At 72.3% G+C, this 24,675-nt stretch carries 22 protein-coding genes and 2 pseudogenes; 19 read left to right on the top strand and 5 right to left on the bottom strand.

Annotation, left to right across the window (positions count from 1 at the left end; translation table 11 throughout):
- Window positions 1-13: 13 nt before the first annotated feature.
- A complete protein-coding gene (locus tag AC5WS8_RS31135) occupies window positions 14-1,177 on the top strand; it encodes a cysteine desulfurase family protein (protein ID WP_496106841.1) in 1,164 nt (387 codons plus the stop codon).
- Window positions 1,178-1,194: 17 nt separating this feature from the next.
- On the opposite strand, the gene AC5WS8_RS31130 is transcribed toward AC5WS8_RS31135, so the two are convergent.
- Window positions 1,195-1,851, bottom strand: a complete 657-nt coding sequence (locus tag AC5WS8_RS31130; protein WP_496106840.1) for an N-acetylmuramoyl-L-alanine amidase — start codon at window positions 1,849-1,851, stop codon at window positions 1,195-1,197.
- An 84-nt stretch (window positions 1,852-1,935) separates the two neighbouring features.
- Here AC5WS8_RS31130 and mnmA point away from each other — a divergent pair, with 84 nt between their 5' ends.
- Window positions 1,936-3,060, top strand: a complete 1,125-nt coding sequence (gene mnmA / locus AC5WS8_RS31125) for a tRNA 2-thiouridine(34) synthase MnmA (RefSeq protein WP_496106839.1) — start codon at window positions 1,936-1,938, stop codon at window positions 3,058-3,060.
- A gap of 19 nt (window positions 3,061-3,079) precedes the next feature.
- On the opposite strand, the gene AC5WS8_RS31120 is transcribed toward mnmA, so the two are convergent.
- Window positions 3,080-3,862, bottom strand: coding sequence for an alpha/beta fold hydrolase (locus AC5WS8_RS31120; protein WP_496106838.1), 783 nt, complete (start codon window positions 3,860-3,862; stop codon window positions 3,080-3,082).
- Window positions 3,863-3,898: 36 nt separating this feature from the next.
- A complete protein-coding gene (locus AC5WS8_RS31115) occupies window positions 3,899-4,222 on the bottom strand; it encodes a DUF427 domain-containing protein (protein WP_496106837.1) in 324 nt (107 codons plus the stop codon).
- Between the two features lie 51 nt (window positions 4,223-4,273).
- Here AC5WS8_RS31115 and AC5WS8_RS31110 point away from each other — a divergent pair, with 51 nt between their 5' ends.
- The 5 genes from AC5WS8_RS31110 to AC5WS8_RS31090 all read left to right on the top strand — a co-directional run bounded on the left by AC5WS8_RS31110 (window position 4,274) and on the right by AC5WS8_RS31090 (window position 11,335).
- The gene (locus AC5WS8_RS31110; RefSeq protein WP_496106836.1) at window positions 4,274-4,813 is read left to right on the top strand and encodes an LOG family protein; all 540 of its coding nucleotides are present in this window, start codon (window positions 4,274-4,276) and stop codon (window positions 4,811-4,813) included.
- A 15-nt stretch (window positions 4,814-4,828) separates the two neighbouring features.
- Window positions 4,829-5,527 (top strand): SDR family oxidoreductase, encoded by a 699-nt coding sequence (locus AC5WS8_RS31105; protein ID WP_496106835.1) that lies wholly within the window; start codon window positions 4,829-4,831, stop codon window positions 5,525-5,527.
- Window positions 5,528-5,557: 30 nt separating this feature from the next.
- Complete coding sequence (locus tag AC5WS8_RS31100) at window positions 5,558-6,565, top strand: methionine synthase (protein WP_496106834.1); 1,008 nt, start codon at window positions 5,558-5,560, stop codon at window positions 6,563-6,565.
- Between the two features lie 15 nt (window positions 6,566-6,580).
- Window positions 6,581-8,776, top strand: coding sequence for an NAD-dependent DNA ligase LigA (ligA, locus tag AC5WS8_RS31095; RefSeq protein WP_496106833.1), 2,196 nt, complete (start codon window positions 6,581-6,583; stop codon window positions 8,774-8,776).
- 225 nt (window positions 8,777-9,001) lie between these two features.
- Complete coding sequence (locus AC5WS8_RS31090; RefSeq protein ID WP_496106832.1) at window positions 9,002-11,335, top strand: putative bifunctional diguanylate cyclase/phosphodiesterase; 2,334 nt, start codon at window positions 9,002-9,004, stop codon at window positions 11,333-11,335.
- Between the two features lie 122 nt (window positions 11,336-11,457).
- Here the strand turns inward: AC5WS8_RS31090 and AC5WS8_RS31085 are convergent.
- Window positions 11,458-11,556: pseudogene (locus AC5WS8_RS31085) on the bottom strand (TetR family transcriptional regulator); the annotation flags it as partial.
- On the opposite strand from AC5WS8_RS31085, the pseudogene AC5WS8_RS31080 reads away from it, so the two are divergent.
- From AC5WS8_RS31080 to AC5WS8_RS31025, 12 genes and pseudogenes are all read left to right on the top strand, one after another.
- Window positions 11,556-11,675: pseudogene (locus AC5WS8_RS31080) on the top strand (DUF4267 domain-containing protein); the annotation flags it as partial. The pseudogenes AC5WS8_RS31085 and AC5WS8_RS31080 overlap by 1 nt on opposite strands.
- Window positions 11,676-11,706: 31 nt before the next feature.
- Window positions 11,707-12,201, top strand: a complete 495-nt coding sequence (locus AC5WS8_RS31075) for a cupin domain-containing protein (protein ID WP_496106831.1) — start codon at window positions 11,707-11,709, stop codon at window positions 12,199-12,201.
- A gap of 123 nt (window positions 12,202-12,324) precedes the next feature.
- Entirely contained in the window at window positions 12,325-12,621 is a 297-nt protein-coding gene (gatC, locus tag AC5WS8_RS31070) for an Asp-tRNA(Asn)/Glu-tRNA(Gln) amidotransferase subunit GatC (protein ID WP_359193738.1), read from the top strand.
- Window positions 12,622-12,627: 6 nt separating this feature from the next.
- Window positions 12,628-14,130: an Asp-tRNA(Asn)/Glu-tRNA(Gln) amidotransferase subunit GatA gene (gene gatA / locus AC5WS8_RS31065; protein WP_496106830.1), complete on the top strand. Its 1,503-nt coding sequence runs from the start codon at window positions 12,628-12,630 to the stop codon at window positions 14,128-14,130.
- Window positions 14,127-14,369 carry a hypothetical protein gene (locus AC5WS8_RS31060; protein ID WP_496106829.1) on the top strand — a complete coding sequence of 81 codons (243 nt, stop codon included), beginning with the start codon at window positions 14,127-14,129 and terminating at the stop codon, window positions 14,367-14,369. The genes gatA and AC5WS8_RS31060 overlap by 4 nt, the downstream gene beginning before the upstream one ends.
- Before the next feature lie 15 nt (window positions 14,370-14,384).
- Window positions 14,385-15,899 (top strand): Asp-tRNA(Asn)/Glu-tRNA(Gln) amidotransferase subunit GatB, encoded by a 1,515-nt coding sequence (gene gatB / locus AC5WS8_RS31055; RefSeq protein ID WP_496106828.1) that lies wholly within the window; start codon window positions 14,385-14,387, stop codon window positions 15,897-15,899.
- A 289-nt stretch (window positions 15,900-16,188) separates the two neighbouring features.
- Window positions 16,189-18,429, top strand: coding sequence for an MMPL family transporter (locus AC5WS8_RS31050; RefSeq protein ID WP_496106827.1), 2,241 nt, complete (start codon window positions 16,189-16,191; stop codon window positions 18,427-18,429).
- Window positions 18,407-18,985, top strand: a complete 579-nt coding sequence (locus AC5WS8_RS31045) for a GNAT family N-acetyltransferase (protein WP_496106826.1) — start codon at window positions 18,407-18,409, stop codon at window positions 18,983-18,985. Before AC5WS8_RS31050 ends, AC5WS8_RS31045 begins: the two co-directional genes overlap by 23 nt.
- A gap of 46 nt (window positions 18,986-19,031) precedes the next feature.
- Window positions 19,032-19,601, top strand: a complete 570-nt coding sequence (locus tag AC5WS8_RS31040) for a hypothetical protein (RefSeq protein WP_496106825.1) — start codon at window positions 19,032-19,034, stop codon at window positions 19,599-19,601.
- A 200-nt stretch (window positions 19,602-19,801) separates the two neighbouring features.
- Entirely contained in the window at window positions 19,802-19,969 is a 168-nt protein-coding gene (locus AC5WS8_RS31035) for a hypothetical protein (RefSeq protein WP_496106824.1), read from the top strand.
- A gap of 158 nt (window positions 19,970-20,127) precedes the next feature.
- Complete coding sequence (locus tag AC5WS8_RS31030; protein ID WP_496106823.1) at window positions 20,128-23,172, top strand: helix-turn-helix transcriptional regulator; 3,045 nt, start codon at window positions 20,128-20,130, stop codon at window positions 23,170-23,172.
- A gap of 46 nt (window positions 23,173-23,218) precedes the next feature.
- Entirely contained in the window at window positions 23,219-23,440 is a 222-nt protein-coding gene (locus tag AC5WS8_RS31025; protein WP_496106888.1) for a DUF6191 domain-containing protein, read from the top strand.
- Between the two features lie 14 nt (window positions 23,441-23,454).
- On the opposite strand, the gene AC5WS8_RS31020 is transcribed toward AC5WS8_RS31025, so the two are convergent.
- Window positions 23,455-24,612 (bottom strand): PQQ-dependent sugar dehydrogenase, encoded by a 1,158-nt coding sequence (locus AC5WS8_RS31020; protein WP_496106822.1) that lies wholly within the window; start codon window positions 24,610-24,612, stop codon window positions 23,455-23,457.
- Between the last annotated feature and the right edge of the window lie 63 nt (window positions 24,613-24,675).

Raw genomic sequence — 24,675 nt, 5'->3', positions numbered from 1 at the left:
AATTGGCCGCACCATGGCATACCTCGACCACGCCGCGACCACCCCGATGCTCCCCGAGGCGGTAGAGGCACTGACCGCGCACCTCGGCGTCACGGGCAACGCCTCCTCGCTGCACGCATCGGGCCGCCGCGCCAGGCGAACCGTCGAAGAGGCCCGCGAGACCCTCGCAGAGGCCCTCGGCGCCCGCCCCAGCGAGGTGGTTTTCACCTCCGGCGGCACCGAGGCCGACAACCTCGCCGTGAAGGGCCTGTTCTGGGCCCGCCGCGCCGCTGACGCGGCCCGCACCCGGATCCTCGCGAGCCCCGTGGAACACCACGCCGTCCTGGACGCCCTCCACTGGCTCGGCGAACACGAGGGCGCCACCGTCGAGTACCTGCCCGTCGACTCCTACGGCCGTGTCCACCCCGAGGTCCTGCGCGAGGCCATCGCCCGCGACCCCGACAACGTGGCCCTCGCCACCGTGATGTGGGCCAACAACGAGATCGGCACCGTCATGCCGGTCCGCGAACTGGCCCAGGTCGCAGGCGAGTTCGACGTCCCCCTGCATGCCGACGCCGTCCAGGCCTTCGGCCAGGTCCCCGTCGACTTCGAAGCCTCGGGCCTCGCCGCGATGGCGGTCTCGGGCCACAAGATCGGCGGCCCGTACGGCATCGGCGCGCTGGTCCTCGGCCGCCAGTACAGCCCCGTCCCGGTACTGCACGGCGGCGGCCAGGAACGCCATGTGCGCTCCGGCACCCTGGACGTACCCGCCGTCGCCTCCTTCGCGGTCGCCGGACGGCTCGCCGCCGAGCAGCGCGAGTGGTTCGCCCGCGAGATCGGTGCCCTGCGCGACGACCTGATCGAGCAGGTCCGCAAGGCGGTCCCGGACGCGATCCTGGGCGGCGACCCGGTGGACCGGCTCCCGGCCAACGCCCACTTCACCTTCCCCGGCTGCGAGGGCGACTCCCTGCTCCTGCTGCTGGACGCCCAGGGCATCGAGTGCTCCACGGGCTCCGCCTGCACCGCAGGGGTGGCCCAGCCGAGCCATGTCCTGCTCGCCACCGGCGCCGACCCGGACCTGGCCCGCGGCACCCTGCGCTTCTCGTTCGGACACACGTCCACGGAGGCCGACGTGGAGGCGGTCGCGAAGGCGATCGGCCCGGCGGTGGAGCGTGCCCGCTCCGCGGGGCTGACCTGACCCGGATCCTTGGAGCCCTACCGGGCCCGCGCCGTCCGCCGACGCCGTACGAGCCCCATGTACCGCTCCCAGTCCCAGTGCGGCCCCGGATCCGTGTGGTCCGTCCCCGGCACCTGGACGTGCCCGATGATGTGCTCACGGTCGACGGGTATCCCGTACCGCCCGCAGACCGCGGCCGTGAGCCGTGCCGACGTCGCGTACATCGCGTCGGTGAAGGACGACGCCTGCTCCACGAAGCCCTCGTGCTCGATGCCGACGCTGCGCTCGTTGTACTCCCGGTTGCCGGCGTGGAACGCCACGTCCAGCTCGCGGACCATCTGCGTGACGCGGCCGTCCCGGCGCACTACGTAGTGCGCCGCCGCACCGTGCCCGGGGTCCTGGAACGCCTTCACCGTGCTGCGGTAGCCGCCCTGGGTGACATGGACGACCACCCGGTCTATGGCGTAGTCGTCCGGCCGGTCCGCGCGCCGCAGGTTCGCCGGCGAGGCGGCCACCCACCGGGCGCCCAAGAAGTCGACCGCGCCCTCCACCCGCGGCTTCTCGACACCGGGCAGCCGCCCCCACAGGTGTGCCAGTTCCCGCCGCGCCAGCACGGCCGTGCCCACGGCGGCCGCCGTGCCGCCGAGGACCAGCGCCCGCCGCCCGAGCCGCCGATCGCCGTCCCTGTCCGTCATGCGATCCCCCATGTGATCCCCGCTGTGATCGTCAACGGATACTCCCCGGCACCGGTTCCCGCGGCCCCGTACCCTTGAAGGGCTATGACTGACACCCCGCAGCGCCCCCTCCGCGTCCTCGCCGCCATGTCCGGCGGGGTCGACTCCGCCGTCGCCGCCGCCCGCGCCGCCGAGGCGGGCCACGACGTGACCGGCGTCCACCTCGCGCTGTCCGCGAACCCGCAGTCCTTCCGCACGGGCGCGCGCGGCTGTTGCACCATCGAGGACTCGCGCGACGCCCGCCGCGCCGCGGACGTCATCGGCATCCCCTTCTACGTCTGGGACCTCGCCGAGAGGTTCCGCGAGGACGTCGTCGAGGACTTCGTCGCCGAGTACGAGGCCGGACGCACCCCGAACCCGTGCCTGCGCTGCAACGAGAAGATCAAGTTCGCGGCGCTGCTCGACAAGGCGCTGGCGCTGGGCTTCGACGCGGTCTGCACCGGCCACTACGCGAAGATCGTGACCCTGCCCGACGGCACCCGCGAGCTGCACCGCGCCTCCGACATGGCGAAGGACCAGTCGTACGTCCTCGGCGTGCTCGACGACAAGCAGCTCGCGCACGCCATGTTCCCGCTCGGCGACACGCTCACCACCAAGGACGAGATCCGGGCGGAGGCCGAGCGCCGCGGCCTCGCGGTCGCCAAGAAGCCGGACTCGCACGACATCTGCTTCATCGCCGACGGCGACACCCAGGGCTTCCTGGCCCGCCGGCTCGGCAGGGCGGAGGGCGACATCGTCGACGAGTCCGGCGCCAGGCTGGGCACGCACGACGGCGCGTACGGCTTCACGATCGGCCAGCGCAAGGGCCTCAGGATCGGCACCCCGGCCCCGGACGGCAAGCCGCGCTACGTCCTGGACATCTCCCCGGTGACGAACACGGTCACCGTCGGCCCCGCGTCCGCCCTGGACGTCGCCGCCCTGACCGCCGTCAAGCCCCGCTGGTGCGGCACGGCCCCGGCCGGCCCCGGCACCTACACCGCCCAGCTCCGCGCCCACGGCGGCGAGACCGAGGTGACGGCGGAACCGGCCGACGGCGAACTGCGGGTCCGCTTCACCGAGCCGGTCCGCGGCGTGGCCCCCGGCCAGGCCATCGTCCTGTACGACGGCACCCGCGTGGTGGGTTCGGCGACGATCGCGTCCACGGTCCGGGCGACCACCGCGGTCGCGTAGCCGCGGCGTACACCGGCGGCTACCGGCCGAAGAACCCCGCCAGCACCGGCGCGAGCACCTCGGGGTCCACCATGTGGGTCTGGTCCCGCAGCGTGCGGTGTGTGCCTCGGGGCGCCGCCTCGGCGATCGCCTCGGCCGCCCTGCGCAGCCACTCGGGGCTCGCGTCGCCCGCGACGGCCAGGACCGGGACCGTGATCGAGGCCAGCCGGTCCCGGGGCAGAAGGCCGTCGCCCATCACGGCGTCGTCGTAGGCGAGGGTGTGTGCGATCGCCTCCATGTCCGCCCACATGGGGGACTGGCGGGCGGTCGCGATCACCGCCTCGGCCAGGCCCGTGAGCCTCAGGAACAGCTCCACCGCGTCCCCGGAGCGCCCGGCCGCGAGCGCCTCGGCCAGACTCCGCGTGTACTGCGCGCGCTCCTCGGCGCCGCCCTGACCGTAGTCCGCGAACGGCACCTCGTACACGGCGGCCTGACACACCGGCAGTCCGTCGGCGGCCGCCCGCAGCACGAGCGCGCCGCCCGAGGAGACGCCGTACAGCGACGCCTCGCCACCGGCGGCCTCGACGAGCGCCGCCAGGTCCTCGACCTCGCGGTCCACCGCGTACGGGGTCGTGTCGCCGCTCGCGCCGCGGCCCCGGCGGTCGTACACGATGACGCTGAAGCGGTCCGAGAGGCGCGCGGCCAGGGGCGCCATCGTGGCGCCCGTGGACATCGCACCGCTCACGAGGACGACCGCCGGGCCCTCACCGGTGCGTTCGTAGGCGATGGGGGTGCCGTCGCGCGAGATGGTCTGCTTGTCCATGACTGTGAGACTGCCGCAGACCACGCCGCCGGTCGGTCACGACACCTCCACTTCGTAGAAGCAGAGGTGGTCCTTGATCCGGGCGACGTCCGGTTCGGGGTCCGGATACGCCCAGACGAGGTCCGGCGCGCCCGGCAGCGACCAGTACGACGCCGTTCCCTTGAAGGGGCAGACCGTACGGGTGCCGGAGGGGGACAGGAGGTCCGTGCGGACGTCCTCGACGGGGATGTAGTACCGCACGGGACAGCCGGTCTCGCGCAGTTCGAGGGCGCGGTCGCTCTCCGCCAGGACCTGTCCGTCGTGCACCACGCGCACGTGCCGGTCGCCCTGCTCGATGGTGATCGTGTGTCCTTCGGCCATACCGGGAAAGCGCTCACGGCGTCCCGGTTCTTCCCGCGTACGGTGGTCGGCATGAACATCTGCGTCTTCCTCTCCGCCGCCGACCTCTCCGAGACCTACACGCGCCCCGCCCGGGAGTTCGCCGGACTGCTCGGCAAGGGCGGGCACAGCCTGGTGTGGGGCGGCTCCGACGTCGGACTGATGAAGGTGGTCGCGGACGGGGTCCACGAGGCAGGCGGGCGGCTGGTGGGTGTCTCCGTGGAGTTCCTCTCGCACAAGGCGAGGGCGGGCGTCGACGAGATGGTGGTCGCCAGGGACCTCGCCGAGCGGAAGAAACTGCTGCTGGAGAAGGCCGACGGTGTCGTGATCATGGTCGGCGGGACCGGGACGCTGGACGAGGCGACCGAGATCCTGGAGCTGAAGAAGCACGGGCACACCGACAAACCGGTGGTCCTGCTGAACACCGCGGGCTTCTACGACGGCCTGAAGGAGCAGTTCCGGCGCATGGAGGACGAGGGTTTCCTGCCGAGGCCCCTCATGGACCTGGTGTTCTTCGCCGAGGAGCCGGTCGGGGCGCTGGCGTACCTCGAGGAGTCGCTCGGTATCCGGTAGCGCGGTGGTGCGAGCATGGCGGGCATGGCTACTCATGTGATCACCGGTGCGGGCTCCGGCATCGGCGCGGCCGTGGCCCGCCGTCTGCACGCGCGCGGGGACGAGCTCGTGCTGCACGCGCGCGACGCGGGGCGGGCGAAGGAACTGGCGGCGCAGTTCCCCGGGGCCGAGACCCTGGTGGGGGACCTCGCGGAGCCGGACAGGCTGTCCTGGGCCCTCTCGCACCAGAGCCTGCCGGACCGGGTGGACTCCGTGCTGCACATCGCGGGCGTGGTCGACCTGGGCCGGGTGGGCGAGCTGACCCCGAAGTCCTGGCACCACCAGCTGAACGTCAACCTGGTCGCGCCCGCCGAGCTGACCCGCCTCCTCCTGCCCCAGCTGCGCGCCGCACGCGGCCACGTGGTGTTCGTGAACTCCGGGGCGGGCCTGACAGCCCACGCGGAGTGGTCGGCGTACGCGGCCTCCAAGCACGGCCTGAAGGCCCTCGCGGACTCCCTGCGCGCGGAGGAGCACGGAAACGGCGTCCGGGTCACCTCGGTCTACCCCGGCCGCACGGCGAGCCCGATGCAGGCCAAGGTCCACCAGCAGGAGGGCAAGCAGTACGACCCCTCGCGGTGGATCGACCCCGAGTCGGTGGCGACGACGGTCCTGATGTGCCTGGACCTGCCGGGGGACGCGGAGGTCAACGACCTGACGGTGCGGCCGGGGCGGTGAGCGCGCCGCGCGGTTGCATAGGCTGCCGGGGTGAGTGAAGACAGCCAGTTCACCTTTGGTGCCGCCACCGGCGTCGGGTCCATGCCCGGTGGGGACGCCCGGGAGGCGGCGAGGACCGTCACCGGGAGCTTCGAGGACTTTCCGTTCCTGGCCGAGCTGCCGGCGCGGGGGCCCGGCGCGGACATGGTCGGGCGGACCGCCGGGATGCTCGTCGACCTGTACGCGCGCGTGGAGCCCAGCGGCTGGCGGTTCGGGGACCGGCCGGGGAGGGACACCCGGCGGGCCCGTTCCTGGCTCGGGGAGGACCTCGACGCTCTGGAGGAGTTCACGCAGGGCTACGAGGGACCGCTGAAGGTGCAGGCGGTCGGCCCGTGGACGCTCGCCGCCGCGTTGGAGCTGAAGAACGGCGAGGCGGCACTGTCCGACCTCGGCGCCTGCCGCGACCTCGCCGGCTCGCTCGCCGAGGGCCTTCGGCTCCATCTCGACGAGGTGCGGCGCCGCGTCCCCGGCGCCCGGCTCGTCCTCCAGCTCGACGAGCCGTCCCTCACCGCGGTCCTGCGCGGGCAGGTGGGGACCGCGAGCGGCTACCGCACCCACCGGGCCGTGGACCGGCAGATCGTCGAGGCCACGCTGCGTGACGTGATCGGCGTGCACGCGGACGGCCCGGTCGTGGTGCACTCCTGCGCTCCGGACGTCCCGTTCGCCCTGCTGCGCCGCGCTCGCGCCGCCGCGGTCTCCTTCGACTTCTCGCTGCTCACCGAGCGTGACGACGAGGTGATCGGGGAGGCCGTGGAAGGGGGTACACGGCTGTTCGCCGGGGTCGTGCCGTCCGCGGACGGCCCATTGTCAGACCCTGCCGGTAGCGTCATGGGTGTCAGGACGCTGTGGCGCAGGCTGGGGCTGAGTCCGGGGCTTCTCGCGGACGCGGTCACGGTCACGCCGACGTGTGGGCTCGCGGGCGCCTCCGCGGACTACGCGCGCAAGGCGCTCGCGCACTGCGTCCGGGCGGCGAGATCCCTCGCGGACGACCCAGAGTAACGGGAGGACGACACGGTGGCCGGCGACAAGCAAGCGGAGACGACGGTGCCCGCCGAGGCCCGGGAGCAGCACGCGCAGCTCGCCGAGCAGATCGAGGAGCACCGCTTCCGGTACTACGTGAAGGACGCTCCCGTCATCAGCGACGCGGAGTTCGACCGGCTCCTGCGCTCGCTCGAGGCACTGGAGGAGCAGTATCCCGAGCTGCGCACCCCCGACTCGCCCACCCAGAAGGTCGCGGGGGCGTACGAGACGGAGTTCACGGCCGTCCAGCACCGCGAACGCATGCTCTCCCTGGACAACGCGTTCGACGACGACGAGCTCGCCGCCTGGGCCGACCGCGTCGCCAAGGAGGTCGGCACCTCCGCGTACCACTTCCTGTGCGAGCTGAAGGTCGACGGTCTCGCGGTCAATCTGACGTACGAGCACGGCCGCCTCACGCGCGCGGCGACCCGCGGCGACGGCCGCACCGGCGAGGACATCACTCCGAACGTCCGTACGATCGCGGAGATCCCGGACCGCCTCGACGGCGACCACGTCCCCGACCTCGTGGAGATCCGCGGCGAGGTCTACTTCCCGATGGAGAAGTTCGAGGAGCTCAACGCCCGCCTGGTGGCGGGCGGCGACAAGCCCTTCGCCAACCCGCGCAACGCGGCGGCGGGTTCCCTGCGCCAGAAGGACCCGCGCGTCACGGCCACCCGCCCGCTGCACATGGTGGTCCACGGCATCGGCGCGCTGAAGGGCTCCAGGGACGGCCTCACCCGCCTCTCCGAGGCGTACGACCTGCTGAAGTCCTGGGGCCTGCCCACCGCCCGGCACAACAAGGTGGTCGACGACCTCGACGGCGTGCGGCGGTTCATCGCCTACTTCGGAGAGAACCGCCACTCCGTGGAGCACGAGATCGACGGAGTCGTCGTCAAGCTCGACGAGATCCCGCTCCAGGGCCGCCTCGGCTCCACCTCCCGCGCCCCGCGCTGGGCGATCGCGTACAAGTACGCGCCGGAGGAGGTCAACACCAAGCTCGTCAACATCCGCGTGGGTGTGGGCCGTACGGGCCGCGTCACGCCGTACGCCCAGGTCGAGCCGGTCACGGTGGCCGGCTCGGAGGTGGAGTTCGCCACCCTGCACAACCAGGACGTGGTCAAGGCCAAGGGCGTGCTCATCGGCGACACGGTGGTGCTGCGCAAGGCCGGTGACGTCATCCCGGAGATCCTCGGCCCGGTCGTCGACCTGCGTGACGGCACCGAGCGGGAGTTCGTGATGCCGTCCGAGTGCCCCGAGTGCGGCACACCGCTGCGGCCCATGAAGGAGGGCGACGTCGACCTCCGCTGCCCGAACGCACGCTCCTGCCCGGCTCAGTTGCGCGAGCGTCTTTTCTACCTGGCGGGCCGCAAGGCGCTGGACATCGAGCACTTCGGGTACGTGGCCGCCGCCGCGCTCACCCGGCCCCTGGAGCCGGCCGAGCCTCCGCTGAAGGACGAGGGCGACCTGTTCGACCTCTCCGTCGAGCAGTTGCTGCCCATCAAGGCGTACGTCCTCGACCAGGACAGCGGTCTGCCCAAGCGTGACCCCAAGACCGGCGAGGAGAAGATCGTCACGGTCTTCGCCAACCAGCAGGGCGAGCCGAAGAAGAACGCGCTCGCGATGCTGGAGAACATCGCGGCGGCCAGGCAGCGCCCGCTCGCCCGCATCCTCACCGGCCTGTCCATCCGTCACGTCGGGCCGGTGGCCGCCGAGGCGCTGGCCCGCGAGTTCCGGTCGATCGACCGCATCGACCAGGCGAGCGAGGAGGAGCTGGCCGCCACCGACGGGGTCGGGCCCATCATCGCCGCCTCCCTCAAGCAGTGGTTCGCCGAGGACTGGCACCGCGACATCCTCCGCAAGTGGAAGGCCGCGGGCGTCCGGATGGAGGAGGAGGGCTCCGGTGAGGACGAGGGGCCGCGTCCGCTGGAGGGGCTCACGGTGGTCGTCACCGGAACGCTCGGGCAGTACACACGGGACGGCGCCAAGGAGGCGTTGCAGAGCCGTGGCGCGAAAGTGACCGGTTCCGTCTCCAAGAAGACGGCGTTCGTGGTGGTGGGCGAGAATCCCGGGTCGAAGTACGACAAGGCCGTGCAGCTGAAGGTGCCCGTGCTGGACGAGGACGGTTTCGCCGTCCTGTTGGAACGCGGACCGGAAGCAGCCGCGGAAGTCGCCCTTCCGACCGGGGAGTAGCGGTTGAAGCTCACCCGTTCGGCGCATACCAGATGCATACGGGTGGCCGGGGCGCATTCGGGCAACCGTCGGCGACCGCTGCCCGTGAAAGCCTTCTGCGGCCTACTGTTGAGTTGTGCGCCTGCCGTGCCCGGACGCGTGGTGGGTTTTCAGTCGCGGTGCCGTTGACGGTTCGTCGGGCAATCGGGCCGCGTGGCGAGGGCACCGGCTGTGAGAGGGACGGGAATGGAACCGACCAAGAGCGCCGCCCCGGACTCACGGCTGCGCCTGCGCCGGGTGTCCGGCGCCTGGCGGGCGGGGCGCCGGATCGTACGGCCGTCCGGACACGCCGGCACGGGCGGCCCGCGTGCCGCGCCACGGGCCCTGCCGGGGGCGCCTTCCGGCCCCGGCGCCGCGGTCCCGGCGGGGAGCACCCCGGGCACCACCCCGCTGCCGGCCCTGCAGCCGGGCACCGGCGCGTTCGCCGGCGGGCGGTCCTCCGGGCTGCCCGGCCAGGACCGCGAGCGGCACATGTCGTGGCCCGCGCTGCCCACGGTGGTCGTCGCGGCCGCCGGGCTGGTCCTCGGCGCCGGCTTCTACCGCGCGTTCGGCGAGCACCACGCGCTGTTCCCGTCCGGTGCCGTGGGCTGGTCCCTGGCCCTGCTCACCGGCATCATCGTCGGCCACCTGGTCATGCTCGGCCGCTCCCGCTGGTGGGGCGGCACGGGCTCGGGCGCCGCCCTCACCCTGGCCGTCCTGCTGCTGTACGGCTGGGTGCCCGCCGGGATGGTCAGTCTCACCGTCGTCGTCCTGGTCGGCGCAGCGCGGCCGGGCCGCTGGCGGCAGGGCGTCCTGCACGGCGCGGTCGACCTCCTCGGCATCGGCGCCGCAGCCCTCGTCCTGGCCGCCTTCGGGCGCGTCCCGACCGTGGAGACGCCCTGGAACCCGGACACCTGGACCGTCTCCGCCGCCCCGCAGGTCGCCCTCGTCGTCACCGCCTACCTCGCCGTGACCCGGCTGCTGCTGTGGTGTCTGCACGCGCCGCGCACCGGCGGGCTGCCCACGGTCGCCCGCACCGCCCTGGTCCGCCAGGGACTCGTCGCCGTCGCGCTGCTCGGCATCGCCCCACTGGTCTGTGTCGTGGCCGACGCGGTGCCGGTCCTGCTGCCGCTGTTCGCCGTTCCGCTCATCGCCCTGGACTCCACCCTGTGGATAGCCCGGGCCCGTGCCGAGGAGCAGCTGCGCGACCGGCTCACCGGGCTGCCCAACCGGCAGTGGCTGCTGGAGCGCACCTGGGCGGCCCTCGACGACGCCGGGCGGATCGGGGCACGGGCCGCCCTGATGCTGATCGACCTCGACCGCTTCCGGTCCGTGAACGACACGCTCGGCCATCTCGCCGGCGACCGGCTGCTGCTGCAGATAGCCGAGCGGCTGCGGCTGGCGCTGCCGCGCGGGGCCGAGGCCGCGCGACTCGGCGGCGACGAGTTCGCGGTGTTACTACCGGTCGCGGACTCCACGACGTCCGCGTCGAGGGCGGCCCGCAACCTGGTCGCCGCACTCGGCTCCCCGCTCGACCTCGACGGGCTCACGCTCGTCCTGGAGGCCAGCGCCGGGGTCGCCGTCTTCCCCGATCACGCGCTGGACGCGGAAGGGCTGCTGCGACGGGCGGACGTCGCGATGTACCAGGCGAAGCGGGACCGCACGGGGGTGGAGGTGTACGAGTCCAAGCGGGACTCGAACACACCCGACCGCCTCGGGCTGCTGGGGGATCTGCGGCGCGCGCTGGACGCCCACGAGGTGCAGTTGCACTACCAGCCGAAGGTGCGGTTCGACGGGCAGGTCGCCGGGCTCGAGGCGCTCGTGCGCTGGGTGCATCCCGAGCGCGGGAAGGTGCCGCCGGACGAGTTCATCGCGATCGCGGAGTCCTCCGGGCTGATGCCGCACCTGACGGAGTACGTGCTGGAGACGGCGCTCGAGCAGGTGGCGCGGTGGCGGGCGCAGGGGCTTCGGGTGCCGGTCGCGGTCAACGTCTCGCCGCGGGACGTCCACACGCCGGGGTTCGCGGGGGCGGTCGCGGCACGCCTGGCGCGGCACGGGGTCCCGGCGGGGGCGCTCCAGCTGGAGATCACCGAGCATGTGCTCCTGGAGGAACCCCAGCGGGCCGCGGACACCCTGGCGGGGCTGGCCGGGCACGGGGTGAAGATGTCGCTGGACGACTTCGGCACGGGCTACTCCTCGCTCGTGCATCTGCGCCGGCTGCCGGTGAGCGAGCTGAAGATCGACAGGTCGTTCGTGGCGCGGCTCGCGGTGGACGCGGAGGACGCCGCGATCGTGCGCTGCACGGTGGACCTCGCGCACTCCCTGGGCCTGCTCGTCGTCGCGGAGGGTGTCGAGGACGACGAGACATGGGAGCGGCTGCGGGACCTGGGCTGCGACGCGGTGCAGGGGTGGCTGGTCGCGGCGGCGATGCCGGCGGAGGAGACGACGACGTGGCTGCGGGCCCGTGGAGTGCGGGGGTGGCAGCGCCCCAGGGCCGCGCTGCCCGCGGCCACCGCGGACGATCCCGGGCGGCTGGGCTGACGTGAGCCGCGGACGGTGCCGGGTGGCTGGGCTGACGTGAGCCGCGGACGGTGCCGGGTGGCTGGGCTGGTGTGAGCCGCGGACGGTGCCGGGTGGCTCGGCCGACCCGACGGGGGCCGTGATCAGCTGATCCCCGCCCAGAAGTGCCCGACCAGCAGGGCCAGCCGGCGTTCATGGGCCTCGGCCGGCAGGCGTCCGCCGCGCATCAGCGTGACCAGCCCCGCTCGTCGACACGCTGACAGTCCTGCGCCACGGCGGCAAGAAGTCCGCGGCCTTCGGGATCCACTTCGCCACCGCAGTCGTTGTACTGATCAGTGCCGGCCTGCTCTTCGCCGTCTGATCACGCCGATACCGACACCAGGGGGCCACCGATGTCGCTGTTCGTGCCGAAGTTCGAGGAGCCCGTGATCGTTCGCGAGGCCGAGGCCGAAGTCGTCGGCCGCGCGCCTTCCACCATCCGTCTGCTCGCGGACAGCAGCGCGACCGGAGGTGCCCTGTCCACCCAGCGCGTCACACTCAAGTGCGGCGCCGACGGCGCCAAGCCCCACTGGCACGACCGCTCCGCCGAGATGTTCTTCCTGCTCGACGGTGCCGCCGACATCCTCTCCGGGGAGGAGGTCCTCACTGCCGGACCCGGCGACCTCGTCATCGTCCCGCCCGGCAGGCCGCACGCCTTCGCCGCCGTACGGGGTGCGGACGCCGACCTGCTCATCGTCCTCACCCCGGGCGTCGAGCGCTTCGAGTACTTCCGTCATCTGCGGCGCATCGCCCTCGGCGAGGCCACCCCGGAGAGTCTGCTGGAGGTGCAGGACCTCTATGACAACCACTTCCTGCGCAGCGACGCCTGGGAAGCACGCCGAGACTGAGGGGTGGGCGCCCTTCCCGGGCGCCGAGGCTGGGGGCCGGCCCGGCAAACCGTTTCACGGCGACCGGCCCCCGCCCCATAGGATTGGGCCAAAGCACACACACTCACCCCAGAGGATCGCTGCATGCCTGGCATCACGCGCGAGGAGGTCGCCCACCTCGCCCGGCTGGCGCGTCTGGAGCTGAAGCCCGAAGAGCTCGACCACTTCGCAGGCCAGCTCGACGACATCATCGGCGCGGTCGCCCGCGTCAGCGAGGTCGCCGACCAAGACGTACCGCCGACCTCTCACCCGCTGCCGCTGACGAACGTCATGCGCCAGGACGAGGTCCGTCCGTCGCTCACCCCCGAGCAGGCGCTGTCCGGCGCCCCGGCCCAGGAGCAGCAGCGTTTCAAGGTGCCGCAGATCCTGGGGGAGGAGTAGCCCGCCATGACGGACAAGAACAGCATCATCAGGCTCACCGCCGCCGAGACCGCCGCGAAGATCGCCTCCGGCGAGCTGACCGCGGTGGAGGTCACCGAGGCCCACCTCGCCCGGATCGAGGCCGTCGACGAGAAGGTGCACGCCTTCCTGCACGTCGACCGCGAGGGCGCGCTCGCCCAGGCCCGAGCCGTCGACGAGAAGCGGGAGCGCGGCGAGAAGCTCGGCCCGCTCGCCGGTGTACCGCTCGCGCTGAAGGACATCTTCACCACCGAGGGCATCCCGACCACCGTCGGCTCCAAGATCCTCGAGGGCTGGATCCCGCCGTACGACGCCACCCTCACCAAGAGGCTCAAGGAAGCGGACGTCGTCATCCTCGGCAAGACCAACATGGACGAGTTCGCCATGGGGTCCTCCACCGAGAACAGCGCGTTCGGGCCGACGGGGAACCCGTGGGACCTCACCCGCATCCCCGGCGGTTCCGGCGGTGGCTCGAGCGCCGCGCTCGCCTCCTTCCAGGCGCCCCTCGCCATCGGCACCGACACCGGCGGCTCCATCCGCCAGCCCGCGGCCGTCACCGGCACGGTCGGCGTCAAGCCGACCTACGGCGGTGTCTCCCGCTACGGCATGGTCGCCTTCTCCAGCTCCCTCGACCAGGGCGGCCCCTGTGCCCGTACGGTCCTGGACGCGGCCCTGCTGCACGAGGTGATCGCCGGCCACGACCCGCTGGACTCCACCTCCGTCGACGCCCCGGTCCCGCCGGTCGTCGAGGCCGCCCTGAGCGGCTCCGTGGCGGGCATGCGCGTCGGTGTCGTCCGGCAGTTCCGCGGCGAGGGCTACCAGGCGGGTGTCCTGCAGCGCTTCGACGAGTCCGTCGCGCTCCTGAAGGAGCTCGGCGCCGAGATCGTCGAGCTGGACTGCCCGTCCTTCGACCTGGCGCTGGCGGCCTACTACCTGATCGCGCCGAGCGAGTGTTCCAGCAACCTCGCCCGCTTCGACGGCCTGCGCTACGGCCTGCGTTCCGGCGACGACGGCACGCACTCCGCCGAGGAGGTCACCTCGCTGACCCGTGCGGAGGGCTTCGGCCCCGAGGTCAAGCGCCGCATCATGCTGGGCACGTACGCCCTGTCGAGCGGCTACTACGACGCGTACTACGGCTCCGCCCAGAAGGTCCGCACGCTCATCACCCGCGACTTCGAGCAGTCGTTCGAGAAGGTGGACGTGATCGTGTCGCCCACCACGCCCACCACCGCCTTCCCGATCGGCGAGCGCGCCGACGACCCGATGGCGATGTACCTCGCGGACCTGTGCACCATCCCGGTCAACCTGGCCGGCAACGCCGCCATGTCGCTGCCCTGCGGTCTCGCCCCGGAGGACAACCTCCCGGTGGGCCTGCAGATCATCGCCCCGGCGATGAAGGACGACCGCCTCTACAAGGTCGGCGCCGCCGTCGAGGCCGCCTTCGTGGAAAAGTGGGGGCACCCGCTTCTCGAGGAGGCTCCGTCGCTGTGAGCAAGGCACTGTCCAAGGCCAAGGGCTTCAAGAAGTCCAAGTCCGGTACGTACCTGTCCATGGCCACCACCGCGTTCGGCGCGGTCAGTGTCCTGAAGCAGGCCAAGAAGGCCCGTACGGAGCACGACACGCTGCGCCTGATCGACGCCGCCGTGTCCGCCGCCGCCATCGTCACCGGACTCGCCATCCTCGTCCGCGAGCTCAAGCGGCTGGGCGACGACGACGTCCTGCTGGGCTGAGAGGGAAGTTTCACCGTGACCACCATGACCGACCTGGTGTCGTACGAGGACGCTCTGGCGTCGTACGACCCCGTCATGGGCCTCGAGGTCCATGTCGAACTCGGCACCAGGACCAAGATGTTCTGCGGCTGTTCCACGGCGCTCGGCGCCGAGCCGAACACCCAGACCTGCCCCACCTGCCTCGGCCTGCCCGGCTCCCTCCCGGTCGTCAACGCGACCGGCGTGGAGTCCGCGATCAGGATCGGTCTCGCGCTGAACTGCGAGATCGCCGAGTGGTGCCGCTTCGCCCGGAAGAACTACTTCTATCCGGACATGCCGAAGAACTTCCAGACCTCCCAGTACGACGAGCCGATCGCCTTCAACGGCTATCTCGACGTCCAGCTGGAGGACGGCACCACCTTCCGCGTGGAGATCGAGCGCGCCCACATGGAGGAGGACACCGGCAAGTCGACGCACGTCGGCGGCGCCACCGGCCGTATCCACGGCGCGTCCCACTCCCTGCTGGACTACAACCGCGCCGGCATCCCGCTCATCGAGATCGTCACCAAGCCGATCGTCGGCGCCGGCGAGCGCGCGCCCGAGGTGGCGAAGGCATACGTCCGTGAGCTGCGCGAGCTCATCCGGGCGCTCGGCGTGTCCGAGGCCCGCATGGAGATGGGCCAGATGCGCTGTGACGTGAACCTGTCGCTGATGCCGAAGGGCTCCGAGAAGTTCGGCACCCGCAGCGAGACCAAGAACGTCAACTCGCTGCGGTCCGTCGAGCGCGCCTGCCGCTACGAGATCCAGCGCCACGCCGCCGTGCTGCGCAGCGGCGGCACGGTGACTCAGGAGACCCGCCACTTCCACGAGGACACCGGCACGACCACCTCGGGCCGCACCAAGGAGGAGGCCGAGGACTACCGGTACTTCCCCGAGCCGGACCTGGTGCCCGTCGCGCCGCCGCGCGAATGGGTCGAGGAACTGCGCGCCTCACTGCCCGAGCTGCCGCTGGTGCGCCGCAACCGGCTGCGCGAGGAGTGGGACGTCTCGGCGACCGACATGCAGGCGATCCTCAACGCCGGCGCGCTGGACCTGATCGTCACCACCATCGACGCGGGCGCCGACGCGGCCGCCGCGCGCAAGTGGTGGATGGGCGAGCTGGCCCGCAACGCCAACGAGTCCGGCAAGCCCCTGGACGAACTGCCCATCACCCCTGAGCAGGTCGCGCGCGTGACCAAGCTCGTGGAGTCGGGCGACCTCAACGACAAGCTGGCGCGCCAGGTCATCGAGGGCGTCCTCGCGGGCGAGGGCACCCCGGACGAGGTCGTCGAGAAGCGCGGTCTGCAGGTCGTCTCCGACGAGGGCGCCCTGACCGCCGCCGTCGACGAGGCCATCGCCGGAAACCCGGCCGTCGCGGACAAGATCCGCGGCGGCAAGGTGGCCGCGGTCGGCGCTCTGGTCGGTGCCGTCATGAAGGCCACCCGCGGCCAGGCCGACGCCGCTCGCGTCAAGGAGCTGATCCTTCAGAAGCTGGGCGTCGGCGAGAGCTGACGGACATCGCGGCTGACGGACAGCGCGGAACGCTCCCGAGGGGCAGCACACCGAACCCGGTGTGCTGCCCCTTCGTTCGCTTACCAAAACCTTATGGGGCGACAGAGTTGCAGGGATTGTCCTGTGACGTGGGTCCCATTCCTGTGAGTAACCCCACGAAAGTGACAAACGATCTTTTCCGGCTGCGAAAGTATGGGGGATTGCTCATGAGTTCTTTGCGGGATGTTCAGTTCCATCAGCGGCTGTCCCCGGGCAAAGATCCACGAAACACCCCCAGGGAGCACGATCCGTGGCAGCCCTTGCACGTTGGTGTGTCCGCCATCGCCTTCTCACCGTTCTGCTGTGGCTGATCGCCTTCGCCGGCGTCACCACGGCGGCAGCCGTCACGGGCTCCGCGTACTCGAACAACTACGGCGCCCCCGGTACCGAGTCCGACCGCGCCTACCGGTTGATCCAGAAGGACTTCCCGCAGCTCGGCGGCGACAGCGACACCGTCGTCTGGCACACCTCCGGCGGCAGTGTGCGCGACACCGACGTCCAGCAGACGATGACCCGCACCCTGGACCGCATCGCGGACCTGCACGGCGTCGCCTCCGTCAGCAACCCCTACGAGGGCGACCGCGGCGACGCCATCAGCCGCGACGGCCACACCGCGTACGCCACGGTGACCTTCGCCCACGAGGCCCAGGACATCACGAAGGGCGAGGCCCAGGCCGTCGTCAGCACCGCCAAGGCCGCCGAGACCCGCGGGCTCCAGGTGGAACTCGGCGGCAGCGCCGTCTCGCTCACCGAGGTTCGGAGCGGGCACCTCGCCGAGGCCGTCGGCGTGGCCGTCGCCGCCGTGGTCCTCTTCCTGGCCTTCGGCTCCCTCGCCGCCTCCCTGCTGCCCATCGCCACCGCGCTGATCGGCGTGGGCACCGCCAACTTCGGTATCGAACTGCTCGGGCACGCGATGACCGTCGCCGACTTCGCGCCCATGCTCGGCCTGCTGATCGGGCTCGGCGTCGGCATCGACTACGCGCTGTTCATCGTCACCAGGCACCGTCGCAGCCTCAAACGCGGCGTCCCGGTGACCGAGGCCGCCGTGAACGCCGTGCACACCACCGGCCGGGCCGTCGTCTTCGCGGGCGCCACCGTCTGCATCGCGCTGCTGGGCATGCTGATCCTCCGGCTCGGCTTCCTCAACGGCGTCGCGGTCGCCGCCTGCCTGACCGTGCTGCTCACCGTCGCGGCCTCCGTGACCCTGCTGCCCGCCCTGCTGTCCTTCATCGGCCCGCGCGCCCTCAGCAGGCGCGAGCGGCGCAGGCTCTACGAGCACGGGCCCGAGCCCGAGCTGCCGACCGGGCTGTCCGCCCGCTGGTCCGCGTTCGTGGAACGGCACCCGAAGAAGCTCGGCGCCGTCGCCCTGGCCGTCATGGCCCTGCTCGCGCTGCCCACGCTCTCCCTCCACCTGGGCACCTCCGACCAGGGCAACGACCCGAAGTCGTCGACCACCCGGCAGGCGTACGACCTCCTTGCTGAGGGCTTCGGGCCCGGCGTCAACGGCCCGCTGACCCTGGTCGGCAAGGTCGGCGGTGCCGAGGACAGGCTCGTCCTCGACAATCTCGACTCCACACTGGCCGCCACCAGGGGCGTCGCCGCCGTGACGCCGGTGACGTACAACGGCAGCGGCACCACGGCGTACCTCACCGTCGTACCCGACTCCGCCCCGCAGTCCCAGCAGACCAGCGATCTGGTGCAGCGGCTGCGCTCCGACGTGCTGCCGCGCGCCGAGAAGGGCACCGGCCTCGATCTGTACGTGGGCGGGGTGACGGCCGGCTACGACGACTTCGCGAGCGTGATCGTCGGCAAGCTGCCGCTGTTCGTGAGCGTGGTGATCGGCCTGGGCTGTGTCCTGCTCCTGCTGGCCTTCCGGTCCTTCGCCATCCCGCTGAAGGCCGCCGCGATGAACCTCGCCGCCGTCGCCGCCGCCTTCGGAGTCGTCGTCGCGATCTTCCAGTGGGGCTGGGGGAGCGAGCTGCTGGGCCTCGGCAGCGCCGGTCCGATCGAGCCCTTCCTCCCCGTGATCATGGTCTCGGTGCTCTTCGGACTGTCCATGGACTACCAGGTGTTCCTGGTCAGCCGCATCTACGAGGAGTGGCTGGAGACCGGCGACAACCGCCGTGCCGTACGCATCGGACTCGCCGAGACCAGCCGGGTGATCAACTCGGCCGCCGTCATCATGATCTCCGTCTTCCTGTCCTTCGTGCTCGGCGGCGACCGGGTGATCGCCATGTTCGGTATCGCCCTCGCCTCCGCCGTCGCCCTGGACGCCTTCGTCCTGCGCACCCTGCTCGTCCCCGCCCTGATGCACCTCCTCGGCGCCGCCAACTGGTGGCTGCCCCCCTGGCTGGAACGCCGGCTGCCGCGGATCAGCATCGAACCGCCGGAGTGCCGTGCGACGATTCCGGGGCGGCGTCCGGAGGAGGACGCCCTGGTCGACGTGCTGCTGAAGGAGCAGGAGCAGGATGTACGCGATATCCCTGGGTGACGACGGAGCCGAGCTGCGGCCCCTGGAGCCGTGGCACGCCGAGGAGTTCCTCGCGCACCTCGACCGCGGGCGGGAGTTCATCACCCGGCACATCCGGTTCGGGGAGGACGCCACCGACGTCGGCTCCGCCCGGGAGATCCTCACGTCCTACGCCGGCAAGCGCGCCGCCGACAGCGGCTTCCTGCACGGCCTGTGGCTGGAGCGCAAGCTGGTCGGCGGACTTCTCTTCCGCGTCTTCGACGCCGCGGCCGGCAGCTGCGAGCTCGGTTGCTGGCTGGAGCCCGCGGCCGCCGGCCGGGGTCTTGTCACCCGTGGGGCGCGGGTGCTCGTCGACTGGGCGTTTGACGAGCGCGGCATGCACCGTGTGGAGTGGTACGCGTCGTCCGCCAACGAACCGAGCATCAATGTGGCGCGACGGCTCGGCATGACCCGGGAAGGGGTGCTCCGCGAGGCGTACCCGCACCGGGGTGTGCGTCAGGACATCGAGGTCTGGTCGGTGCTCGCCCCTGAGTGGCGCTCGGCACACGGGCGCGCCGACCGCGACGATCACCAGTAGACGAGCATTAAGAGACCTTTCAGACAGCGTCCGTACGGTGCGAGGCATGGAAACCAAGACAGTGGACGAGGCCGGGGCCGTGAGCGGCGCCGAAGTGACGAACGACCAGGACGGGGCGGAGGTCACCGAGGCCGACGCGGCCACCGAGGCCGACGCGGCGACGGAGGCCGGCGGGGCCACGGAAGCGACGGTGGCCGCCGAGGAAGCCGCTGCGGAGGGCGCCTCAGGCGTCGGCCAGGGCGCCGGGGCGGTCGTCTCGGCCGCGCTCGGCCTGATCTCGCTCAGCGGCAGCTGGCTCGGCACCGTGGCCGGAGCGCGTCAGCAGCTCGTCGGCCAGCTGCGGACCTCGTCCCAGGCGAGCGTCGCCAAGCAGATCAAGGCGGTCTACGGCGACGCCTGGCACGCCACCGCGCTGTGGGGCGGCCTGTTCGCGCTGGCCGCGCTGATCGTGGGCGTCGTGGTGCTGGCCCGCCCGGCGTTCGGGGCGCCCGGAAGGCCGCAGGCGGCGTGGATCAAGTCGGTCGCGTGGGGCGGTGTCGCCCTGGGTGTCGTCGGCCTGCTCCTGGCCGTGCTGAAGTACACGGACATCCTGCTCGGGCTGCCGTCCGCCGGCTGAGGGACCCGGTCCGCAAGGGGGCTTAGGGACATCTCCGGCCGTTTCGCCGGTCCCTAAGGCCCCTTCTTCGCATCTAAGGCCTCTGTCCGGCCGGAAGATGCGGAACCTTCCCGATGCGGCGAACCCCCCTCGGAAACGAAGGTTGAGGCAGTGCGGTAAGCGATGCCACACCTGAACTCCCCAGGGGGAAGCGAATGTTCATGTACGAGCTGCACAAGATCCGTTCGGCCGAACTGATCCGCGAGGCCGACAACTACCGTCTGGCGCGCGCGGCCCGGGGTGACGGCAAGTCCCCCGCCGAAGCGGCCCGCCAGGCGCGCTCCCAAAGCCCCCGCCGGGGCCGCAGCATGTTCACCCGCGCGGCGTGAACACGCGGCCGCGGGGGTACGCCGGCGCGCGCCCCGCACTGCCGGCGCACGCCGACCCCGACCGACCGACCACAGCGGCCGTCCCTCGATCACCGGGGGCGGCCGCCGCCACGTCACCGGTGCGAATAATCGGTGCCGCGCCGTCAGTGGCTCGTGACATGCTCGGGGGCGTGGAGACCAGGTCCGTCAGCCCCGTTTTCGTCGGTCGCGGTGAGGAGTTGGGGGCGCTGCACGACGCGTTCGCCCGCGCCGGAGCCGGGGAGCCCCAGGCACTGCTCGTCGGGGGCGAGGCGGGCGTCGGCAAGACCCGGCTGCTGGAGGAGTTCTCCGCGGCCGCGGCCCGCCGGGAGGCGGTCGTCGCGCTCGGCGGCTGCGTGGAGATCGGCGCCGACGGGCTGCCCTTCGCGCCGTTCTCCGCCGCCCTGCGCGCCCTGCGCCGACAGCTTCCCGAGGAACTGGCCGAGGCCGCCGCCGGCCAGGAGGACGAGCTCGCTCGGCTGCTGCCCGAACTCGGCGAGGCCCGCCGCGGCCCGCGGGACGACGAGGAGGGCATGGCCCGCCTCTTCGAACTCACCGCCCGCCTGTTGGAGCGGATGGCCGCCCGCCGCACCGTCGTCCTCGCCCTGGAGGACCTGCACTGGGCGGACGCCTCCACCCGCCACCTGCTCGCCTACCTCCTGCGTACGCTGCGCAGCGGCCGTCTGGTCGTCGTCGCCACCTACCGCTCCGACGACATCCACCGCCGCCACCCGCTGCGCCCCCTCCTCGCCGAACTCGACCGCCTGCGCACCGTCCGCCGCATCGAGCTGGGCCGGTTCAACCGCACCGAGGTCGAACGGCAGATCACCGGCATCCTCGCCGCCGACCCCGACCCCGTCCAGGTCGACGACATCTTCGCGCGCTCCGACGGCAACGCCTTCTTCGTGGAGGAACTGGCGGTGGCCGCCCAGGACGGCCGCTGCACCGGCCTGACCGACTCCCTGCGCGACCTCCTCCTCGTCCGGGTCGAAGCGCTGCCCGAGACCGCTCAGCGGGTCGCCCGGACCGTCGCCGAGGGCGGCTCCACCGTCGAGTACCGCCTCCTCGCGGCCGTCGCCTCACTCGCCGAGGACGACCTCATCGAGGCCCTGCGCGCCGCCGTCGGCGCCAACATCCTCCTCGCCACCCCCGACGGCGACGGCTACCGCTTCCGCCACTCCCTGGTCCGCGAGGCCGTCAGCGACGACCTGCTCCCCGGCGAGCGCTCCCGTCTCAACCGGCGCTACGCCGAGGCCCTGGAGGCCGACCCCACCCTCGTCCCCGCCGACCAGCGCGCCACCCGCCTGGCCAGCTACTGGTACCACGCGCACGACGCCGCCAAGGCCCTGCCCGCCGTCCTCGACGCCGCGGTGGAGGCCCGCTGCCGGCACGCCCACTGCGAGCAACTGCGGCTGCTGGAGCGGGCGATGGAGCTGTGGGACCTCGCCCCCGAGGACGTACGGGCGGCCCTGCGGCCCGTGGACCACGCGGAGGTCTACCCTCCCTGCGGCTGCGACCCGGCGACCACACCCCTGCGCTACCTCGACCTGATGGCAGAGGCGGCCGTGGCGGGCCGGCTGTGCGGGGAGCGGGATCGCGCCCTGAAGATCACCAAGCGGGCCCTGCGCCTGCTGGAGGAGGACCCCGACCCCCTTCGCGCCGCCTGGTTCTGGGTGCAGCGCTCCCGCCTCGTGCAGAACACGGGCCGCGGCGACGGCTGGAAGGAGCTCGCCACCGCCCAGGAGCTGGTTCGGGGGCTGCCGCCCTCCGAGGTGCACGCCGAGGTGCTCGCCACGGTCGCCGGCTGGTCGATGCTGCACGAGCCCGGCCCGGACGCCTTTCCGGCCGCCGAGCGTGCCGTGGAGTACGCGCGCATGGTCGGCGCCCGCGACATCGAGCTCAACGCCCGCCTCACCCTGGGCGGCCTCATGGTCGACGCGGGTGACATCGACGCCGGGCTCGCGGAGATGTACCAGGTCAAGGAGCAGGCGGCCGCCCTGGGCGAGGCCTATGTGAGGGGCCGCCTGCATGTGAACCTGCCGTCCCACCTGGAGGGCATCGGCCGCTCCCGGGAGGCCGTCGAGGTACTCCGCGAGGGCCTGGAGGTCACCCGGAAGCTGGGGCTGACGGACTCCGAGGCCTGGGTGTGGGGCAACCTCGGCGAATCCCTCTACTTCCTGGGCCACTGGGAGGAGGCCGCCGAGGCCGGAACCAACTCCGAGCGCGTCGGCCAGAGCGCCAAGCCCCGCGCCTTCCGCGCCACCATCCACGCGCACCTCGCTCTCGCCCGCGGCGACCTGGCCGAGGCAGGACGGCAACTCGCCGCCGCCCGCGCGTACCTGGGCACGCACGACAGCATGCCGCAGCACGAGCTGAGGCTGGAGCACGTCACCATCGGGATCGCCGCCGGCGAGGGCCGGATCGCCGACGCCCGCGCCGCGCTGACCGCCGCACTCTCCAGAGGCTTTCCGCCCGGGACGCAGCGCTACGGCTGGCCGCTGCTGCTCGCCGCCGCCATCGCCGAGGCCGACGCGATCGGGCTGCCCGCCGCCGAGCCGGACCGCGCCGAGATGCTGGAGCGGATCCGCGACACCGCGAAGACACTCGCCGCGAACGTGCCGGTGTGGCAGGCGTACGCCTTCTGGGTCCGCGCGGAAGTGCTGCGCGCCGAGGGCCGTGGCGCACCGGATGCCTGGGCGGAGGCCGTGACCGCCTTCGAGGCCCTGGACCGCCCTTACGACCTGGCCCGGGTCCGGCACCGGCTCGCAGAGTCCCTGCTGGCCCCGGGCGGCGACGAGGACGCTCGTGAGCGGGCCGCCGAGCTGCTGCGGATGGCCGGGGCGGTGGCCGACCACCTCGGTGCCCGGCCGCTCGCCGAGGCGGTCGCCCTGCTCGCCCGGCGCGCCCGCCTCGCCCTGACCCGCGCCCCGGAGCCCGCCGCACTCGACCCGGCCGAGTCCCTGGGGCTGACCAACCGGGAGCGGGACGTGCTCCGCCTGGTCGCGGTCGGCCGCAGCAACCGGCAGATAGCCGAGGAGCTGTTCATCTCCCCGAAGACGGCCAGCGTCCACGTCTCCAACATCCTGGCGAAGCTGGGCGTAGGGGGGCGGGGAGAGGCGGCGGCGCTGGCGCACCGGCTGCGGTTGTTCCCGGCGGAGGCGCCCCCTGTCCAGGCCGCGGGCTGAGGCTTAGGCTGGCGGGCATTCGGCCCAGGGAGGCGCCGTGTTCAACATGTTCGAGGAACTGTTCGCACCGGGCCGCAAACACACCCACGATGAGCAGAAGCGGCTGGAACTGACCCGGGTGGACGTCACGGACGGCGATCCGGGCCACGGCCCGATCGACCTGGCGTCGGGCACCGTGGTCATCCGCCTGCCGAAGCCGGCTCCCGCCGGCCCGGAATCCGGCCCGGAAGCCGACCAGGGATCCGCCCCGGAGCCGGACCGGAAGTGAGCCGGGCAGCCCGCCTACGACACCTCCAGCTCCAGGATCCGGTCGTCGGTCGGCGACGGCTTGCCCCGGCCGTCCGTGTTGCTCGTCGTCAGCCACAGCTTGTCGCCGCCGGCCGCGACCACGGTACGCAGCCGGCCGTAGGCGCCGGTGAGGAAGGCCTGCGGCGGCGCCGAGGTCTCGGTGCCCTTCAGCGGGATGCGCCACAGCCGCTGACCGCGCAGACCGGCCATCCAGATCGAGCCCTCGGCGTAGGCGATGCCGCTGGGGGAGGCTTCGTCGGTGTGCCACTGTGCGACCGGGTTCTGGAACTTCGGATCGCTCGACCTGCCCTCGGCGTCCGGCCAGCCGTAGTTGCCGCCCGGCTTGATCGCGTTCAGCTCGTCCCAGGTGTCCTGGCCGAACTCGGAGGCGTACAGCCGCTGCTTGCCGTCCCAGGCCAGACCCTCCACATTGCGGTGCCCGTACGAGTAGACCACCGAGTTCCCGAAGGGGTTGCCGGGGGCGGGCTCGCCGTCCGGGGTCATGCGCAGGATCTTGCCGCCCAGCGAGTTCCGGTCCTGGGAGAGACCCCGGTCCCCCGACTCGCCGGTGCCCGCGTACAGCATGCCGTCGGGGCCGAACGCGATACGGCCGCCGTTGTGGACGAGGCCCTTGGGGATGCCCTTGAAGACGGTGTCCGGCGCGCCGAGCTGCTCACCGGCCGGCTTTCGCGGGTCGTACAGCATGCGCACGATGCGGTTGTCGGAGTCGGTCGTCAGGTAGGCGTACACCAGGTGGTCCTGGGCGTAGTCGGGGGAGAGCGCGATGCCCAGCAGACCGCCCTCGCCTTCGGCGGCGACACCGGGCACCGCGCCGAGGACGGTCTTCTTGCCGGTCCTGTCGTCGACCCGGGTGATCGTCCCGTCGTCCCGGGAGGAGACCAGGAGCCCGCCGCCCGGCAGCGGAGCCAGGCCCCAGGGCGTCTTCAGGTGGTCGGCGACGGTACGCACCACCCGCACCGACCCCTTGGCCGGCGGTGTCTCTTCGACGGTCCCTCCGGAGGACGACGGCGACGCGGCGCGGGACGAGGAACTCTCGCCACCGCCCGGCGTGCCGCCCCCACCGGAGGAGCAGCCGACCGCCAGCAGCGCGGTCGCGGCCACCACGGCCGTCACCACTCGACGTCGCAGCATCCGGGTCCCTCCGCCACGGGCCTTTCCTCCCTCACCTACGTCTCCGGAACGCCGGGGGTTCCG

This window comes from Streptomyces sp. PTL18, assembly GCF_059510295.1.
Note: the sequence above shows the minus strand (reverse complement) of the source record. Positions and strands in the feature narration are given on the sequence as shown.

Excerpts from the sequence above, each read along its gene's own strand:
- AC5WS8_RS31135 (WP_496106841.1), top strand. The coding sequence starts at position 14 with ATGGCATACCTCGACCACGCCGCGACCACCCCGATGCTCCCCGAGGCG.
- AC5WS8_RS31130 (WP_496106840.1), bottom strand. The coding sequence starts at position 1,851 with ATGACGGACAGGGACGGCGATCGGCGGCTCGGGCGGCGGGCGCTGGTC.
- mnmA (WP_496106839.1), top strand. The coding sequence starts at position 1,936 with ATGACTGACACCCCGCAGCGCCCCCTCCGCGTCCTCGCCGCCATGTCC.
- AC5WS8_RS31120 (WP_496106838.1), bottom strand. The coding sequence starts at position 3,862 with ATGGACAAGCAGACCATCTCGCGCGACGGCACCCCCATCGCCTACGAA.
- AC5WS8_RS31115 (WP_496106837.1), bottom strand. The coding sequence starts at position 4,222 with ATGGCCGAAGGACACACGATCACCATCGAGCAGGGCGACCGGCACGTG.
- AC5WS8_RS31110 (WP_496106836.1), top strand. The coding sequence starts at position 4,274 with ATGAACATCTGCGTCTTCCTCTCCGCCGCCGACCTCTCCGAGACCTAC.
- AC5WS8_RS31105 (WP_496106835.1), top strand. The coding sequence starts at position 4,829 with ATGGCGGGCATGGCTACTCATGTGATCACCGGTGCGGGCTCCGGCATC.
- AC5WS8_RS31090 (WP_496106832.1), top strand. The coding sequence starts at position 9,002 with ATGGAACCGACCAAGAGCGCCGCCCCGGACTCACGGCTGCGCCTGCGC.
- AC5WS8_RS31075 (WP_496106831.1), top strand. The coding sequence starts at position 11,707 with ATGTCGCTGTTCGTGCCGAAGTTCGAGGAGCCCGTGATCGTTCGCGAG.
- gatC (WP_359193738.1), top strand. The coding sequence starts at position 12,325 with ATGCCTGGCATCACGCGCGAGGAGGTCGCCCACCTCGCCCGGCTGGCG.
- gatA (WP_496106830.1), top strand. The coding sequence starts at position 12,628 with ATGACGGACAAGAACAGCATCATCAGGCTCACCGCCGCCGAGACCGCC.
- AC5WS8_RS31045 (WP_496106826.1), top strand. The coding sequence starts at position 18,407 with ATGTACGCGATATCCCTGGGTGACGACGGAGCCGAGCTGCGGCCCCTG.
- AC5WS8_RS31040 (WP_496106825.1), top strand. The coding sequence starts at position 19,032 with ATGGAAACCAAGACAGTGGACGAGGCCGGGGCCGTGAGCGGCGCCGAA.
- AC5WS8_RS31035 (WP_496106824.1), top strand. The coding sequence starts at position 19,802 with ATGTACGAGCTGCACAAGATCCGTTCGGCCGAACTGATCCGCGAGGCC.
- AC5WS8_RS31030 (WP_496106823.1), top strand. The coding sequence starts at position 20,128 with ATGCTCGGGGGCGTGGAGACCAGGTCCGTCAGCCCCGTTTTCGTCGGT.
- AC5WS8_RS31025 (WP_496106888.1), top strand. The coding sequence starts at position 23,219 with ATGTTCGAGGAACTGTTCGCACCGGGCCGCAAACACACCCACGATGAG.
- AC5WS8_RS31020 (WP_496106822.1), bottom strand. The coding sequence starts at position 24,612 with ATGCTGCGACGTCGAGTGGTGACGGCCGTGGTGGCCGCGACCGCGCTG.